Raw genomic sequence first — 13,357 nt, forward strand, 5'->3', positions numbered from 1 at the left:
GCGAACATCGCCGCGATCGGCTTGACCGTGTCCGGGCGGCCCACGGCCGTACCCGCACCCGGCGTGAGCGGTTGTCGGCCGACCGCGGCGTGTGGGGGGTCCGCCCGGCTCTGCCCGGTACCCTGGCCCGGTGGCCGACCCGCACCCGCTCCTCACCACGTTGCTGCTGGCGGCCGACGGCCGCTTCCCGGCGGTCGACGGGCGGTGCACGATCCTGCCGCGGCTGGCCGGGGGGCTGGAGTGCGTGGTGGCGTTCACCGGTCACGCGTTCGTCGCCACCGCGCTGGCCGAGGACGCGGTGCGTGCGCGGAACCCGGACGGGTTCGGTGGCGCCATGGCGCCGGCTTTCCTGCAGTGGCTGGCCGGGGACGACGGCTGGATGGACGCCCACGACGTCACCCTGGTGGCCCGCGGGCGGGGCGGCGGGGGCATACCGGAGCTGGTCGGCGCGGCGGACCATCCCCGGGTCCGGCACGCCGCGCGGGTGCGCCGGCAGGTGCGGGCCTACGGCGACCGGCGCGGCGTCGTCACCCTCGCCGAGGGCCTGGCCGGTCGCCGGGAGTTGGGCATCGAGGCGGTACCCGAGGGGCAGGGACGCGGCTGGGGCAGCAGCCTGCTCGCCGACGCCCTGGGCCTGGTGCCGGAGGGTGAGCCGGTGTTCGCGGCCGTCGCGCCGGGCAACGCCCGGTCCCTGCGCGCGTTCCTGTCGGGCGGATTCACGCCGCTGGGCAGCGAGGTCCTGCTCCGGCCGGTCCGCTGAGCCGGTCCCCGCTGGACCGGTCTCGCGCCCGGCCCGGCCTGAGCCGGTTTCGTGTCGCGGACGGGGACCGTTTGCGGGGCGCGGCCGGGGACCGGTTGCGGGGCGGCCGGCGGGCCGGAGTACGCTAGCCGGGCAAATGAGCGCAAACGGACGGAAGAGACCCTTCGTGCTGCAGATCGACGTGAACTCAGCCAATACCAGCGAGGTCACGGTGGTCGTGAACGGTGAGCTGGACATGTCCGGCGCCGCTCGGCTGCGAGAGACCTTCACTTCGCTCCTCAACGGCGGCAAGACCCGGGCGGTCGGGCTCGACCTGCGCGGGCTGTCCTTCATCGACTCCACCGGCATCGGCACCCTCGTGGTGGCCCAACGCATCTGTGCGGAGGTGGGGGTGCGCATGCAGCTGATCGGCGTCAGCCCGTTCGCCGCCCGGGTGTTGAGCGTGACCGGGGTGATGGAGGCGCTCGCCGGCCAGCAACGGTGATCCGAACGTCCCGCGCGGTCGCGCGGCGCCGCGGTACGGCCGCGCGGGGCGTGCGCCGCCGCCTCGATGGGTATAGATATGCCCATGAGTGGCGTGGACCGGGTACTCCGCCCGGTGGACCTGGCACAGCAGCGGCGGGCGTGGCTGGCTCTGCCGGTGGCCGCCGCACGGAAGTTCGGCGAGGATTCGGCGGGTAACCTCGCCGCGCTGCTCGCCTACTACGCTTTCGCCGCCATCTTCCCGCTCCTGCTGACGTTCAGCACGATCGTCGGCTACATCCTGGACAGCCGCTCCGGGCTGCGGCGCGAGCTGCTCGACTCCGCGGTCGTGGACTTCCCGGTCATCCGTGACCAGCTGCGCACGACCGGGCTGCAGGGGCACTGGTACGTCATCGTCATCTCGCTGGCCATCAGCCTGTGGGGCGCCCGCGGGGTGGCCGGCGCGGCCCAGGCGGCACTGAACGCGGTGTGGAACGTGCCGTACGCCCAGCGTCCCGGCTTCCCCGCCGCGGCCGGACGCAGCTTCGCGCTCCTCGCCGTCGCGGCGTTCGCGGTGCTGTCCACCGGGCTGCTGTCCGGCATCGGCGGTACCGGCAGCATCCTCGGCGCCGCGGCGCGGGTCCTCGCGTACGCGGCGTCCACACTCATCAACGTCGGTGTGTTCCTGCTCGGGTTCCGGCTGGCCACCGCCCGGGAGGTGCGGCTGCGCGACATGGCCCGGTCGGCGGTCGCCTCGGCGGTGATCTGGCAGGTCCTGCTCGTCGCCGGTACGTTCCTGCTCGCCCACCAGGTGCGCCACGCCCAGGAGCTGTACGGCACCTTCGGCGTCGTCCTCGGCCTGATGACCTGGCTGCACCTGCAGGGACAGCTGACGCTCTACGCGGTCGAGGTGGACGTGGTGCGCGCACACCGGCTCTGGCCGCGCAGCCTGGTCCAGCCGCCGCTGACCGGCGGGGACAAGCGGGCGTACCGCGCGTACGCGGAGGCGACCCGGCGGCGACCGGCCAGCGAGCAGCGGGTCGAGGTGGACTTCTCCGATCCGGTGGTGCCGGAGGAGCCCACGATCGGCAATTGACCGGAGCACAGCACGCGGCGGGGGTACGGACCCTGATGGATCCGTACCCCCGCCCGAGGTCGCGGCGTCAGCCGTCGATCGTCGCCCAGAAGCCGCACCGGTGCTCGCTGCTCAGGTCCACCGGCCGGATCCCGTCCGGCGACAGTGACTGCACCATCGTCGAGCCGTGGTACCGGCTCCACTCCGGGGTGCCCGGGCCGTTCGGGTCGCTGGAGTGCGCGAACGTGGTCCAGTAGTCGACCATCTGGTTGGACAGCCGCTTCTCCGCCGCCGTCGCCGGGCCGGGGAACTGCTCGTCGTCGAAGAGGAACTGCAGCTCACTGGCGTGGAAGGCGCCGGTGGGGAAGCTCGGCGCCCCGCCGAGCGTCCACGGTGCCTGCTCGTCGGCGAACTCGTACGCGTAGGTCGGCACGTACTGGGCGAACGCCCGGTCGGTGGACATCGCCGGGCAGGCCCAGGCGCGGTCGGTCCACACGGTCGCCAGCGCCTCGCTCGGGGAGGAGTAGTCGGCGAGCGGGTATTCGGCCAGTACCCGCTGTCCCGCGGCGGTGCCGAGCACCGACTCGACCTCGGTACGGTAGTCGTCCGCGGTCGCCACGTGCTGGCTCATCAGCTCGATGGCCCCGACGAACATCCGGTGCTCATCGCGAGTGGTGCCGACGACGACCGGCACCCGGGTGAACTGGCCGGTCGCGATCGCCTGTGCCGGCCCGATCGGCAGGAACCCGCCGCCGTACACCGGCCCGTAGCCCTGGCCGCCGGCCGACGCCTCGAGCAGCGTCGCCGGGGACACCTTGCGCAGGCAGGCCGCCTCGGTGCCGGGGTCGGTGCAGCCGACCCGTTGCGCCAGTGCCGCGCCCTCCTGCTCCGCGACCGCGCGGGGGCGCGGGTACCAGTTGCCACCGTCCTGGTACGGCCACTCGGTGGTCACCGAGCACGGGCCGCTCTGCATCACGGCGCGCCGGAACAGGCCGGCGGAGGACGGGGCGGCCAGCTGCGAACAGGTGCTCACGCTGCCGGCCGACTCGCCAACCAGAGTGACGTCGCGGGGGTCGCCGCCGAACGCCGCGATGTTGCGCTGGACCCAGCGCAGCGCCGCCTGCTGGTCCTGCAGCCCGTAGTTGCCGGACTGGTCGCCGCCGAGGGCCGGGTCGGCCAGGAAGCCGAACACGCCGAGCCGGTAGTTGGCGGTCACCACCACGACGTCGCCGCGGTCGACCATCGGGTCGGCTCGGTAGAGGCGGGCCGAGCCGGAGTAGAAGCCGCCGCCGTGCACGAAGAAGACCACCGGCAGCTTGCGGCCGTCGGTGTGGCTGGGCGTGGTCACGTTCAGGTACAGGCAGTCCTCGGTGTCGCTGGCCGGGTCACCGAGGAAGCCGTCGGTCTGCGGGCAGTCGTTGCCCGGTTGGGTGGCGTCCCGGACGCCGGACCACGCGGCCGGCGGTTGGGGCGCGGCCCAACGCAGCTGGCCGACGGGCGGCGCGGCGTACGGGATCCCCTGGAACGTGCGGTGGCTCGTCCCGACGGTTCCGCGCACCGCCCCCGCGTCGGTGCGCACGACCGGATCGGTGGCACCCGCCGGGCCGCTCGTCGTGGTCGCCGCCGCCGCGCCACCGGCCGTTGCGACCACGATGGCGAGGCCGAGCGCCACCCCTCGTGCGATTCGATGCTTCATCGCCGCGTCCTTCCTCGACAGCTCTCTCTTGCGATGCCATCGATCATGGAAGCGGCGGGGCCGGAAAACACGGGGCTTAGACCCCCGAATCGGGGTGGGGACAGTCGGCGTTTCTGTGCCGGGGGCGCCGCGGCGGCCCGGCACAGGCCCTGCCCTGTCGGTCTTGTCGAGCCGAGGCGGAGGCCAGGCGTCGATCCGTCGTTCGGCCGCCAGCGGTGCCGAGGAAGGAGGCGCCGCGGTCAAGCGGCCGGGGAACTTCGCAGGCGGGGCTCGCAGGATGTCTGGATACCGGTGTTGTATCCAGACATCCGAGAACGCAGCCGGTCGGCGGCTGGGGCCGCCGCAGGCCGGCAGATGATCGGCAGGACAGGGCCTAAACCCGCATGTACGGGCAGGCGAGCGCCGTGGCGAGCACCAGGGTACGCAGCGGCTCGGGCAGCGGCGCCGGAATGCTCAACCGGTAGCTGCCCTGGAAGTCCGCGACCCGGTGCGGCACGCCCGTGAGGGTCGCGATCGGGGCACCGTCGTCGCCGTACAGGGCGTAGCCCAGCGGGTCACTCGGGGAGCGGTGGTCGGTGACCCGCAACGCCTCGCCCAGCGAGGTCCCGGAGGCGTCGCGCATGCGCAGGCAGACCTTCTTCTCCTCGACCCGGGACGGGCTGAACAGCAGCCGGCCCAGCTCCTCGCCGCCGGGGCGGCGGACCGCCGCGTACTTCTCGGTCGAGGGAGGCTTCTCCAGTTCGAACAGCACGCTCTCCGGGCCGGTCCGGAACTCGAAGCAGTGGAAGCGATCCGACGCGGGGTAGACCGGGGTGAACGCCTGCCACGCCCGGCGCAGCGGGTTGGTCAGCAGCGGCTCGCCGATGGTGACCAGCTCGGCGCCGTCGGGCGTGGTGACGGTCCAGTGGTCGCCGGTGCCGAGCGCCGCGAGGCTCCACTCCCGGGGAAGCTTCGTGAAGAGCAGTTCGGACGCGTGATGGATGTCGTGCGCCATGAGGCTGTCAGCTCTCCGGGTGCCGGGTCGGTCCGCGTGCCGGAGGGGCCCGGCGGCGAGCGGACAGCGTAACAGCACGGGTTCCCGGGCCCTGCCGGTCAGCGCTCGCGTACCGCACCCGGGACCGGGCGCAGCACCACGCCCAGCACCAGGTCCGAGGCGACGAAGCCGAAGTTGCGGGAGTCGAAGCTCGCCGGCGCGTTGTCGCCCAGCACGACGAGGCGGTTCTCCGGAACCGGGGTGCCGGCCTGCCGGCGCAGCGCCGGATCGACCCGGTCGGGTACCGCGTCGCCGGGTACCGCGACCGCTCGCTTGAGCAGGAACCGGTCGTCCAGCCGGCGCCCGCCGCGCACCGGTTCGGCGGGCGGCAGATCCGGATGCGTACCGGCGGCGGGGCGGGCCTGCTCCGGCAGCCGGAACATCACGATCTGGCCGCGCCGCACGCGCCGGCCGAGCGTCCGCCGCACGATGACCCGGTCGCCGCTGCGCAGCGCCGGCTCCATGCTGGCCCCCGTCACGGTGACGACGACGAGGACGGCCTTCAGCCAGCCCCCGGCGACGGCCAGCAGCAGTACCGCGCCGAGCACGGACCCGAGCACGACGACGGTCGGGGACATGCGCTCACTCCCTTGTGGACAGTCTTTCGCTGTTCGGGATCACGCCACAGCGTCGCCGGTGCCGGCCGCGTCCGGCTGAGCTGCCTTCGGCCGGGCCGCGTCCGGCTGAGCTGGGTCGGCTCAGGCTGAGCCACCTCAGGCCGAGCCGCCCCGGCCGGGACGCGTCACACCGCCGGTTCGAGCATCACGGCGCTCGGCTCGTATCCGACCGCTGCCACCCGGCGCTCCGCACCGACGCGGATGAACGTCGGGAAGGCATCCACCGACAGCGCCTCGGTCACCGTCCCGTTCAGCGGTTCGGTGACCACCCGGGCGACCGGGGACAGGGCGGCGACCTCGCGGGCGACCTCGTCGTCGTTGCCGACGACGACCGCCACCAGCGCCTCGCGGCCGAGCGGGGAGGACCGCGCGTACTCGACGAACTTTGGCAACGCCTCCTCGCACGGGGCGCAGCCGGGCCGGAAGAAGCCCAGTACCGCGTCCGCGCCGAGCGAGTCGGCGGTGAGCACCTCGCCGTCGCGGGCCCGCGTCTCGAACGGCTGGATCCGGTACCCGGAGGTCAGGCTCGGACCGCTGGCGCGCCGCTGTACCCGGGCGAGCGTTTCGGTCTGCACCCGGAGCCGGCGGATGACGCCGACCATGAGCAACAGGTTGAGCAGGCCGAGCAGGCCGGCAATCACGGCGACTGCGTCGAAGACGGTCATCGGGGTCTCCTCTTCTGGTGTCGGTGCTGATGCGCCGTCGGTGCGACTGCGCTGCTGGTGCTACCGCGCGGCGGGTGCTACTGCGGCGCCCGTGCGGGGAGGAACGGGGCCACCAGATCGTCGATGGCAATCGACGTTCCGAAACACCGGCGGGGCACGGCGGAATTTCGCCGGCGGACCCGGATTATGCGGGCGGTCAACCCGGCCAATTGCGTGGACGGTGCTGGTAACGACCTCGTCGCGGACCGCGATTCCTGGAACGAACGGAACGCTTGACGGCCGCACGACTTACTCACGGCTGGCACCAGAAATACCACGTCACCGCGCGCTGACAGGCGATCTTCGAATCGCTCACGAATGCCACTCTCCCCGTCGGTGACCAGGTCGGATGCTGGGTATCCGCCCCAAACGAAGTGGCGCCCGGACCGTCGTTCCCCGCTGGGCGCACGCTAGTTGAAATTGACGAGAGTCGTCAACCGCGCGTCCCCGGTCATCCGGCGAATCATTGCCGTGCGCTGCGCTGACTACTGAGCGAATATACATCCCAGGTTGGATAGTTTTTCGGCTCAATCGAACGCTGTATTGACTATTGTTGATTACCAACCGGAGTCTGCAGGAACGCCATCTATTCGGATGGAGGTCGCGCGTACCCACCGGCACGCGCTCGACGAAAGGAAACCCATGACCCGAATGTTCGGTCGGTTCGCCGACAAGGTGCTGGACCGCCTGCTGCCCAGCGCCACCGCTTCCGCCGGGCACTGCAGCTGCCAGTGCCGCGCCATCGGGCCGTGCACGAACGCGTGTCCCGGCGGCACGTGGGCGTGCTACGACTGCGAGGGCGGCTACAGCTGCGTGGCCTGCCGCTAAAGGTCCGGCGGCGCCAGGTCCCGGGGTTCGCTCCGGGACCTGGCGCGTCCCGCCCCGGTCCCGCGCTTCGGTGGCTCGCGCTTCGGTGGCTCGCGCGCCGGTGGGCCCGCGCCCCGGTGACCCGTGCCCGGTGACCCGCGCCCGTCCGCTCGCCTCGGTGGCCCGGCCGAGGACAGCCAGCCGACAAAGCGGAGATGGCTGCTCCGGTTCGGTGCTACAGTGAAGCGGAGATCGCATCTCCGTTATGCCGAAGGGTGGTCGCATGGCCGTTATCGACGAGTCCGGCTCGGAGCGTCTGACGCCGGGCGGCGACCCGGACCAGTCGACGGTGCTGGTCACCGGCGGAACCGGGTACATCGCGGGATGGTGCGTCGCGGAGCTGCTCGGGCGCGGGTACCGGGTCCGCACGACCGTGCGTGCACCCGGCAGGCAGGCGGCCGTCACGGCCGCGGTGTCGGCCGTCACCGACCCCGGCAACCGCCTGGAGTACGCGGTGGCCGACCTGACCGCCGACAGCGGTTGGGACGCCGCGATGGCCGGGGTCGACTACGTCCTTCACGTCGCCTCGCCGCTGGGCGGCGACGGGACGAGTTCCGCGGCAGACCTGGTCGTCCCGGCCCGCGATGGAACCCTGCGGGTGCTCCGCGCCGCGGCGGCGGCCGGCGTCCGGCGCGTGGTCATGACGTCCGCCGCGAACGCGGCGAGTCCGTCGTCGTACGCCAGCGAGGGCGTCACCGACGAGACACTGTGGACCGATCCGGACGACCCGACGCTGATCCCGTACCGGCGCGCGAAGACGGTCGCCGAGAAGGCCGCGTGGGATTTCCTGGCCGACTACGACAAGGCCGGCCGCGATAGGGCCGGCCGCGACGGGTCGATGTCGTTGACGACCATCCTGCCCGGCGCCGTGTTCGGGCCCATCCTGACGCCCGACAACCTCGGCACCACCGGCATCATCGCCCGAATGCTCAAGGGTGGCATGCCGGGGGCGCCGCGGATCGGGCTCGAAGTCGTCGACGTGCGGGACATCGCCGACATCCACATCCGCGCGATGACCGCACCCGAAGCGGCGGGACAGCGGTTCCTGGCCACCGGCGAGTTCATCTGGATGCGGGACATGGCCCGTGCCCTGCGTGCCGGCCTGGGGCCGGCCGCCGCGCGGGTGCGGACCCGGCAACTGCCCGATGTCGCAGTCCGGTTCTCGGCGCGGTTCCTCGACCCGTCGCTGCGCGCCATCACGCCGTCGCTCGGCCGGCGCAACCGGCACACCACGGCAAAGGCCGAGCGCCTGCTCGGCTGGCGGCCGCGTCCCGCGGCGCAGACGGTCGTGGAATGCGGCGCGAGCCTGGTCGAGCGGCGGGTGGTCCGAGAGTCTGTTGGCAAACCCAGCTGATCGGCTGCGCTGCGCCGAGGCGGCGACCGGCGGCGTTGTCGGTTCGCCCGGATACAACACCGGTATCTGGGCGAACCTCCGCCTTGCCGGACGCAGCCTGGTTCACGGCCCGCTCGGCCAGAGGTTTGCCAATAGGCTCTGAGATCGCGGTGCGATAATCCGGTGATGGCCGAGCACGTCGACCACAAGGTGGTCCGCGGGGACGTCGACCACAAGGTGGTCCGCAGAGACTCCGCCCGCAACCGTGCCCGGCTGGTCGCCGCGGCCCGCGAGGTGTTCGCCGACCGGGGGTTCGACGCCACACTCGACGACATCGCCCGCCACGCCGGGGTGGGCACCGGTACCGCGTACCGGCACTTCCCCAACAAGCAGGCGATCGCGGCCGAGGTGCTTGCCGAGGCGACCGAGCAGATCGTCGCCGACGCGCGGGACGCGCTGCGGATCGATGATCCGTGGACCGCCCTGGAGACGTTCTTCGAGGCCACCGCGGCCCGGCAGGCGGCCGACCGTGGGCTGTATGAGACGCTGGCCGGGCAGGGCAACGCCGAACGGCAGGCCCGCATCTGGCCGGAGATCATCACAGCCGTCACGAAGCTGTTCACCCGCGCCAAGCGGGCCGGTGTCCTGCGCCGGGATGCCGCGCCGCAGGACATCGCGGCGATCTTCACCATGCTGGGTTCGGCCTACGACATGAGCCGGGTGGCCTCGCCCGACCTCTGGCGCCGGTACCTCGCGCTCATGCTCGACGGCCTGCGCGCCACCGACCGGCCGCCGCTTCCGGCGAAGCCCGCCCCGCTTGACGTCCTGAACGAGACGATGGCCGCCGGGAAACGGCACCGCCCCCGAGGTTGACCCGGCGGATCCCGGTCCACCGATCGGTGGACCCGCTCAGCCTTCCGGTGTAGCCGAGAGCTCCGCCCGCCGCGTAGCTGGCCGGTCGATGCGTATCCCGTCCCCGGTTGCGATCGTCGAGGTACCCCGGCCACCAGGGCCGGAGCCGGAAGGACGAGCGCATGTCACCAGTGATCGAGATAGAGCACCTGCACAAGAGGTACGGGGACACCGTGGCGGTCGACGACGTGTCGCTGACCGTCGAGGAGGGCGAGATCTTCGGGATCCTCGGCCCGAACGGGGCGGGGAAGACCACGACCGTGGAGTGCGTCGCCGGGCTGCGGACACCGGACCGGGGCGCCATCCGGGTACTCGGGCTCGATCCGAGCCGGGACCGGGCGGAGCTGACTCAGCGGCTGGGCATCCAGCTCCAGGACGGCCAGCTGCCCGGCCGGCTGCGGGTCGCCGAGGCGCTGGAACTCTACAGCTCCTTCTACCGCGACCCGGCGGACTGGCGTTCGCTGATGGACATGCTCGGCCTGTCCGCCAAGAGCCGTACCCGGTTCGACAAGCTGTCCGGCGGCCAGAAGCAACGGCTGTCCATCGCGCTCGCGCTGGTCGGCAGCCCGCGGGTGGCGGTGCTCGACGAGCTGACCACCGGCCTGGACCCGCAGGCCCGGCGCGACACCTGGGATCTCATCCGCGACGTGCGCTCGCACGGGGTCACCATCGTGCTCGTGACGCACTTCATGGAGGAGGCGGAGCGGTTGTGTGACCGGCTCGCGCTGATCGACTCCGGCCGCGTCGTCGTGGTGGACACCCCGGCCGGGCTGACCGAGCGCGTCGAGGTCGAGCAGCGGATCCAGTTCCGGCCGTCGGTGCCGCTGGACGACCGGCTGCTGACCGACCTGCCCGACGTCACCGGCGTCACCCGGCAGGGAGACGTCGTGGTGGTCACCGGTACCGCCAACGCGCTGAACGCCGTCACCTCGGTACTCGCGCGCAACCAGATCGTGGCGAAGCAGCTGCGCGTCGAACAGGCCAGCCTGGAGGACGCGTTCGTCGCGCTCACCGGTCGGCACACGGGCCAGAACTGATCAGGAACAGGAGAACGAGAATGTCCGTCACCACCGCGGTGCCGCCGTCCGCCGTCCGCCGTCCCGCGTTTCGCCGGCTGGCCACCACCGAGTTCAAGCTCTACCTGCGCGAGCGGGTCGGGCCGGTCTGGGGCCTGGGGTTCCCCCTGCTCCTTCTGATCATCTTCGGCAGCATCCCGTCGTTCAACCGGCCGAATTCGGACTTCGGCGGCCTGACCGAGCTGGACGTCTACGTACCCATCCTGATCGCGTTCGTGATCGCGATGCCTCAGCTCGTCGCGCTGCCGATGGCACTGGCCAGCTACCGGGAGCGGGGCGTCCTGCGCCGCCTGCGGACCACACCGGTGGGCCCGGCCCGGGTACTGGCCGCTCAGCTCGTGGTCAATCTCGTCAACCTGGTGGTCACCATCGCCGTGCTCCTGACGGTCGCCCGGTTCGCGTACGGTGTGCGCCTGCCGCGACAGTTCGCCGGGTTCGTCCTCGCCGCCCTGTTCGGCGCCGCCGCCCTGCTGGCCATCGGGCTGTTCGTCGCCGCGGTCGCCCCCAGCGCCCGGGCCGCCCAGGCGATCGGCACGATCCTGTTCTTCCCGATGATGTTCTTCGCCGGGCTGTGGCTGCCGATCGACCAGATGCCCCCGGTGCTGCGCCACATCAGCCACGCCGCTCCGCTCGGCGCGGCCGTGCAGGCGCTGCAGGACTCGGCCCAGGGGCACTGGCCGCACCCGCTCCAGCTGGTGACCATGGCGGCGTACGCGGTGGTGTTCGGTCTGGCCGCGACCCGGCTGTTCCGCTGGGAGTAGCTTTGCGCGCGGAGGATTGACGAATGAACCAGCCGAGTGCCTGGCATGACGTGTTGGTGCGACGGATGCGCCCGGTGGTGACCGTCGTACCGTACGTCCTGCTCGGAGTTCTCGTCGCGTTCACGGTCGCGATCAAGTGGTCGGTGCCGGGTTCCCTGCTCATCGACCTCGCCCTGTGCGGGCTGGCCGCGGCATGGATGCTCTGGATGGTCACGCTGCATCCGGCCTGGCGGGACCGGCCGCGGCTCATGGCCGTGTTCCTGGCCGGCCTGGTGCCGATCATGATGGTGTTGGTGATCCGCGACTCCTGGTTCGGGTTCCTCACGCCGGCCGGGTACGTCTACGCGTTCTCCCTGCTGGCCTGGCCCTGGGAGCTTGTCGGGGTCGCCGGGGTGGCGGCGGTCGCGGCCACCGCACAGATGTCCGGCGTACCCAAGGACACCGTTTTCGGCGTGGCCGTCTATGCCGCGGTGCTGCTCGTGAACGTGATCCCGATGTGTTGGCTGTGCTGGATCGGCCGGCGCAGCGACGAGCACGCCGGCCGCCGGGAGCAGGCGCTGAACGAGGTCAGCGAGGCCAATCGCAAGCTGGAGGCGGCGCTGGCCGAAAACGCCGGCCTCCACCAGCAACTGCTCACCCAGGCGCGGGAAGCCGGCGTCTTCGACGAGAGGCAGCGGATGGCACGGGAGATCCACGACACCCTCGCCCAGGGGCTCACCGGCATCATCACCCAGCTCCAGGCGGTGGAGCAGGCGGCAGCCGACCCGGCCGGTTGGCGGCGGCACCTCGATGCCGCGACCCGGCTGGCCCGGGAGAGCCTGACCGAGGCGCGCCGGTCGGTGCACGAGCTGCGCCCCGAGCCGCTGGAGACGGCACGGCTCGCCGAGGCCATCGCGGGCGTCGCGGAGCGCTGGTCGACGCTGCACGGAATTCCGGTGCGGGTCGAGACGACCGGCACAGTGCGGCCGATGCCGCCGGAGGCCGAGGTCGCGCTGCTGCGGGCCGCGCAGGAGGCGCTGGCCAACGTCGCGAAGCACGCGCGGGCGGCCCGGGTCGGGGTGACGCTGTCGTACCTGGAGCACGAAGTGGCGCTGGACGTCCGTGACGACGGCACGGGCTTCGACCCGTCCCGGTTGGGCGCGGGCGCCGGCGGGTACGCCGAGCCGGAGCCGGCCGCGACGGGCGACCCGACGGACGGCGGGTTCGGCCTGCTCGCGATGCGGCAGCGGATCGAGAGCCTGTCCGGGACGCTGCAGGTCGAGTCGGAACCCGGCGGGGGTACGGCGGTTTCGGCGCGCGTCCCGGTACCGGCGGGGGTTGACGCGTGACCCGCTCGGCGGACGGTACCCCGATCAGCCTCCTGATCGCGGACGATCACCCGGTGGTCAGGGACGGGTTGAGCGGCATGTTCGCGTCCGATCCCGGGTTCGAGGTGCTGGGTGAGGCGGCCGACGGCGCCGAGGCGCTACGGCTGGCCCAGACACTGCGACCCGACGTGATCCTGATGGACCTGCGGATGCCCGGCATGGACGGGGTGACCGCGATCGGCGAACTGGCCCGGCGGGGGATTCCGGCGCGGGTACTCGTGCTCACCACGTACGACACCGACAGCTACGTACTTCCGGCGATCGAGGCCGGTGCCACCGGGTACCTGCTGAAGGACGCGCCGCGCGACGAACTGCTGCGGGCGGTCCGGGCGGCGGCGCGCGGCGAGGCGGTACTCGCGCCGACCGTGGCGGCACGGTTGATGAACCGGTTCCGCGCTCCCGCCGCCGGCCCGCTCAGCCAGCGGGAACTGCAGATCCTCGAGCTGGTCGCGGCCGGCAGCACCAACCGCGACGCGGCCGCCAAGCTGTTCATCAGCGAGGCGACGGTCAAGTCCCACCTGCTGAACATCTACGGCAAGCTCGGGGTCAGCGACCGCGCCGCGGCGGTGGCCGAGGCGTTCAACCGCGGACTGCTCACCCCGGGAGGCTCTGCCTAGCTGTCGGGCATCACGCTTGAGCGGTGGCCGAACCCTTTCGCGCGCCTCCTTGACGGGCTTATTGAAAACGGGTACCA

General features: G+C 72.1%; 14 protein-coding genes. 10 read left to right on the forward strand and 4 right to left on the reverse strand.

Features of this window, described 5'->3' with window-relative positions:
* The first annotated feature begins 130 nt into the window (after window positions 1-130).
* The 3 genes from Raf01_RS18995 to Raf01_RS19005 all read left to right on the forward strand — a co-directional run bounded on the left by Raf01_RS18995 (window position 131) and on the right by Raf01_RS19005 (window position 2,318).
* Window positions 131-760, forward strand: coding sequence for a hypothetical protein (locus Raf01_RS18995; protein ID WP_239133732.1), 630 nt, complete (start codon window positions 131-133; stop codon window positions 758-760).
* A 166-nt stretch (window positions 761-926) separates the two neighbouring features.
* Window positions 927-1,244: an STAS domain-containing protein gene (locus tag Raf01_RS19000; RefSeq protein WP_203919265.1), complete on the forward strand. Its 318-nt coding sequence runs from the start codon at window positions 927-929 to the stop codon at window positions 1,242-1,244.
* Window positions 1,245-1,328: 84 nt separating this feature from the next.
* Window positions 1,329-2,318 (forward strand): YhjD/YihY/BrkB family envelope integrity protein, encoded by a 990-nt coding sequence (locus tag Raf01_RS19005; RefSeq protein ID WP_203919266.1) that lies wholly within the window; start codon window positions 1,329-1,331, stop codon window positions 2,316-2,318.
* A 67-nt stretch (window positions 2,319-2,385) separates the two neighbouring features.
* Here Raf01_RS19005 and Raf01_RS19010 read toward each other — a convergent pair whose 3' ends face one another.
* The 4 genes from Raf01_RS19010 to Raf01_RS19025 form a co-directional block, all read right to left on the reverse strand.
* The gene (locus tag Raf01_RS19010; RefSeq protein WP_203919267.1) at window positions 2,386-3,993 is read right to left on the reverse strand and encodes a carboxylesterase/lipase family protein; all 1,608 of its coding nucleotides are present in this window, start codon (window positions 3,991-3,993) and stop codon (window positions 2,386-2,388) included.
* Window positions 3,994-4,366: 373 nt separating this feature from the next.
* Entirely contained in the window at window positions 4,367-4,987 is a 621-nt protein-coding gene (locus tag Raf01_RS19015) for a hypothetical protein (RefSeq protein ID WP_203919268.1), read from the reverse strand.
* Window positions 4,988-5,085: 98 nt separating this feature from the next.
* Complete coding sequence (locus tag Raf01_RS19020) at window positions 5,086-5,604, reverse strand: S26 family signal peptidase (protein ID WP_203919269.1); 519 nt, start codon at window positions 5,602-5,604, stop codon at window positions 5,086-5,088.
* A gap of 164 nt (window positions 5,605-5,768) precedes the next feature.
* On the reverse strand, window positions 5,769-6,308 hold the full coding sequence (locus tag Raf01_RS19025) for a TlpA family protein disulfide reductase (protein ID WP_203919270.1): 540 nt from the start codon (window positions 6,306-6,308) through the stop codon (window positions 5,769-5,771).
* Window positions 6,309-6,989: 681 nt separating this feature from the next.
* On the opposite strand from Raf01_RS19025, the gene Raf01_RS19030 reads away from it, so the two are divergent.
* From Raf01_RS19030 to Raf01_RS19060, 7 genes are all read left to right on the forward strand, one after another.
* Window positions 6,990-7,175, forward strand: a complete 186-nt coding sequence (locus Raf01_RS19030) for a hypothetical protein (RefSeq protein ID WP_203919271.1) — start codon at window positions 6,990-6,992, stop codon at window positions 7,173-7,175.
* 262 nt (window positions 7,176-7,437) lie between these two features.
* Complete coding sequence (locus Raf01_RS19035) at window positions 7,438-8,568, forward strand: NAD-dependent epimerase/dehydratase family protein (protein WP_203919272.1); 1,131 nt, start codon at window positions 7,438-7,440, stop codon at window positions 8,566-8,568.
* Window positions 8,569-8,733: 165 nt separating this feature from the next.
* The gene (locus Raf01_RS19040; RefSeq protein WP_203919273.1) at window positions 8,734-9,420 is read left to right on the forward strand and encodes a TetR/AcrR family transcriptional regulator; all 687 of its coding nucleotides are present in this window, start codon (window positions 8,734-8,736) and stop codon (window positions 9,418-9,420) included.
* Window positions 9,421-9,581: 161 nt separating this feature from the next.
* The gene (locus Raf01_RS19045) at window positions 9,582-10,496 is read left to right on the forward strand and encodes an ABC transporter ATP-binding protein (protein ID WP_203919274.1); all 915 of its coding nucleotides are present in this window, start codon (window positions 9,582-9,584) and stop codon (window positions 10,494-10,496) included.
* 20 nt (window positions 10,497-10,516) lie between these two features.
* Window positions 10,517-11,296 carry an ABC transporter permease gene (locus Raf01_RS19050; RefSeq protein WP_203919275.1) on the forward strand — a complete coding sequence of 260 codons (780 nt, stop codon included), beginning with the start codon at window positions 10,517-10,519 and terminating at the stop codon, window positions 11,294-11,296.
* A gap of 23 nt (window positions 11,297-11,319) precedes the next feature.
* Complete coding sequence (locus Raf01_RS19055; RefSeq protein WP_203919276.1) at window positions 11,320-12,624, forward strand: sensor histidine kinase; 1,305 nt, start codon at window positions 11,320-11,322, stop codon at window positions 12,622-12,624.
* Window positions 12,621-13,280, forward strand: coding sequence for a response regulator (locus tag Raf01_RS19060; protein ID WP_275413002.1), 660 nt, complete (start codon window positions 12,621-12,623; stop codon window positions 13,278-13,280). The genes Raf01_RS19055 and Raf01_RS19060 overlap by 4 nt, the downstream gene beginning before the upstream one ends.
* The last annotated feature ends 77 nt before the right edge of the window (window positions 13,281-13,357 follow it).

Source organism: Rugosimonospora africana (genome assembly GCF_016862975.1).
Lineage (GTDB): Bacteria > Actinomycetota > Actinomycetes > Mycobacteriales > Micromonosporaceae > Rugosimonospora > Rugosimonospora africana.

Excerpts from the sequence above, each read along its gene's own strand:
- Raf01_RS19005 (WP_203919266.1), top strand. The coding sequence starts at position 1,329 with ATGAGTGGCGTGGACCGGGTACTCCGCCCGGTGGACCTGGCACAGCAG.
- Raf01_RS19010 (WP_203919267.1), bottom strand. The coding sequence starts at position 3,993 with ATGAAGCATCGAATCGCACGAGGGGTGGCGCTCGGCCTCGCCATCGTG.
- Raf01_RS19015 (WP_203919268.1), bottom strand. The coding sequence starts at position 4,987 with ATGGCGCACGACATCCATCACGCGTCCGAACTGCTCTTCACGAAGCTT.
- Raf01_RS19020 (WP_203919269.1), bottom strand. The coding sequence starts at position 5,604 with ATGTCCCCGACCGTCGTCGTGCTCGGGTCCGTGCTCGGCGCGGTACTG.
- Raf01_RS19025 (WP_203919270.1), bottom strand. The coding sequence starts at position 6,308 with ATGACCGTCTTCGACGCAGTCGCCGTGATTGCCGGCCTGCTCGGCCTG.
- Raf01_RS19030 (WP_203919271.1), top strand. The coding sequence starts at position 6,990 with ATGACCCGAATGTTCGGTCGGTTCGCCGACAAGGTGCTGGACCGCCTG.
- Raf01_RS19035 (WP_203919272.1), top strand. The coding sequence starts at position 7,438 with ATGGCCGTTATCGACGAGTCCGGCTCGGAGCGTCTGACGCCGGGCGGC.
- Raf01_RS19040 (WP_203919273.1), top strand. The coding sequence starts at position 8,734 with ATGGCCGAGCACGTCGACCACAAGGTGGTCCGCGGGGACGTCGACCAC.
- Raf01_RS19045 (WP_203919274.1), top strand. The coding sequence starts at position 9,582 with ATGTCACCAGTGATCGAGATAGAGCACCTGCACAAGAGGTACGGGGAC.
- Raf01_RS19050 (WP_203919275.1), top strand. The coding sequence starts at position 10,517 with ATGTCCGTCACCACCGCGGTGCCGCCGTCCGCCGTCCGCCGTCCCGCG.
- Raf01_RS19055 (WP_203919276.1), top strand. The coding sequence starts at position 11,320 with ATGAACCAGCCGAGTGCCTGGCATGACGTGTTGGTGCGACGGATGCGC.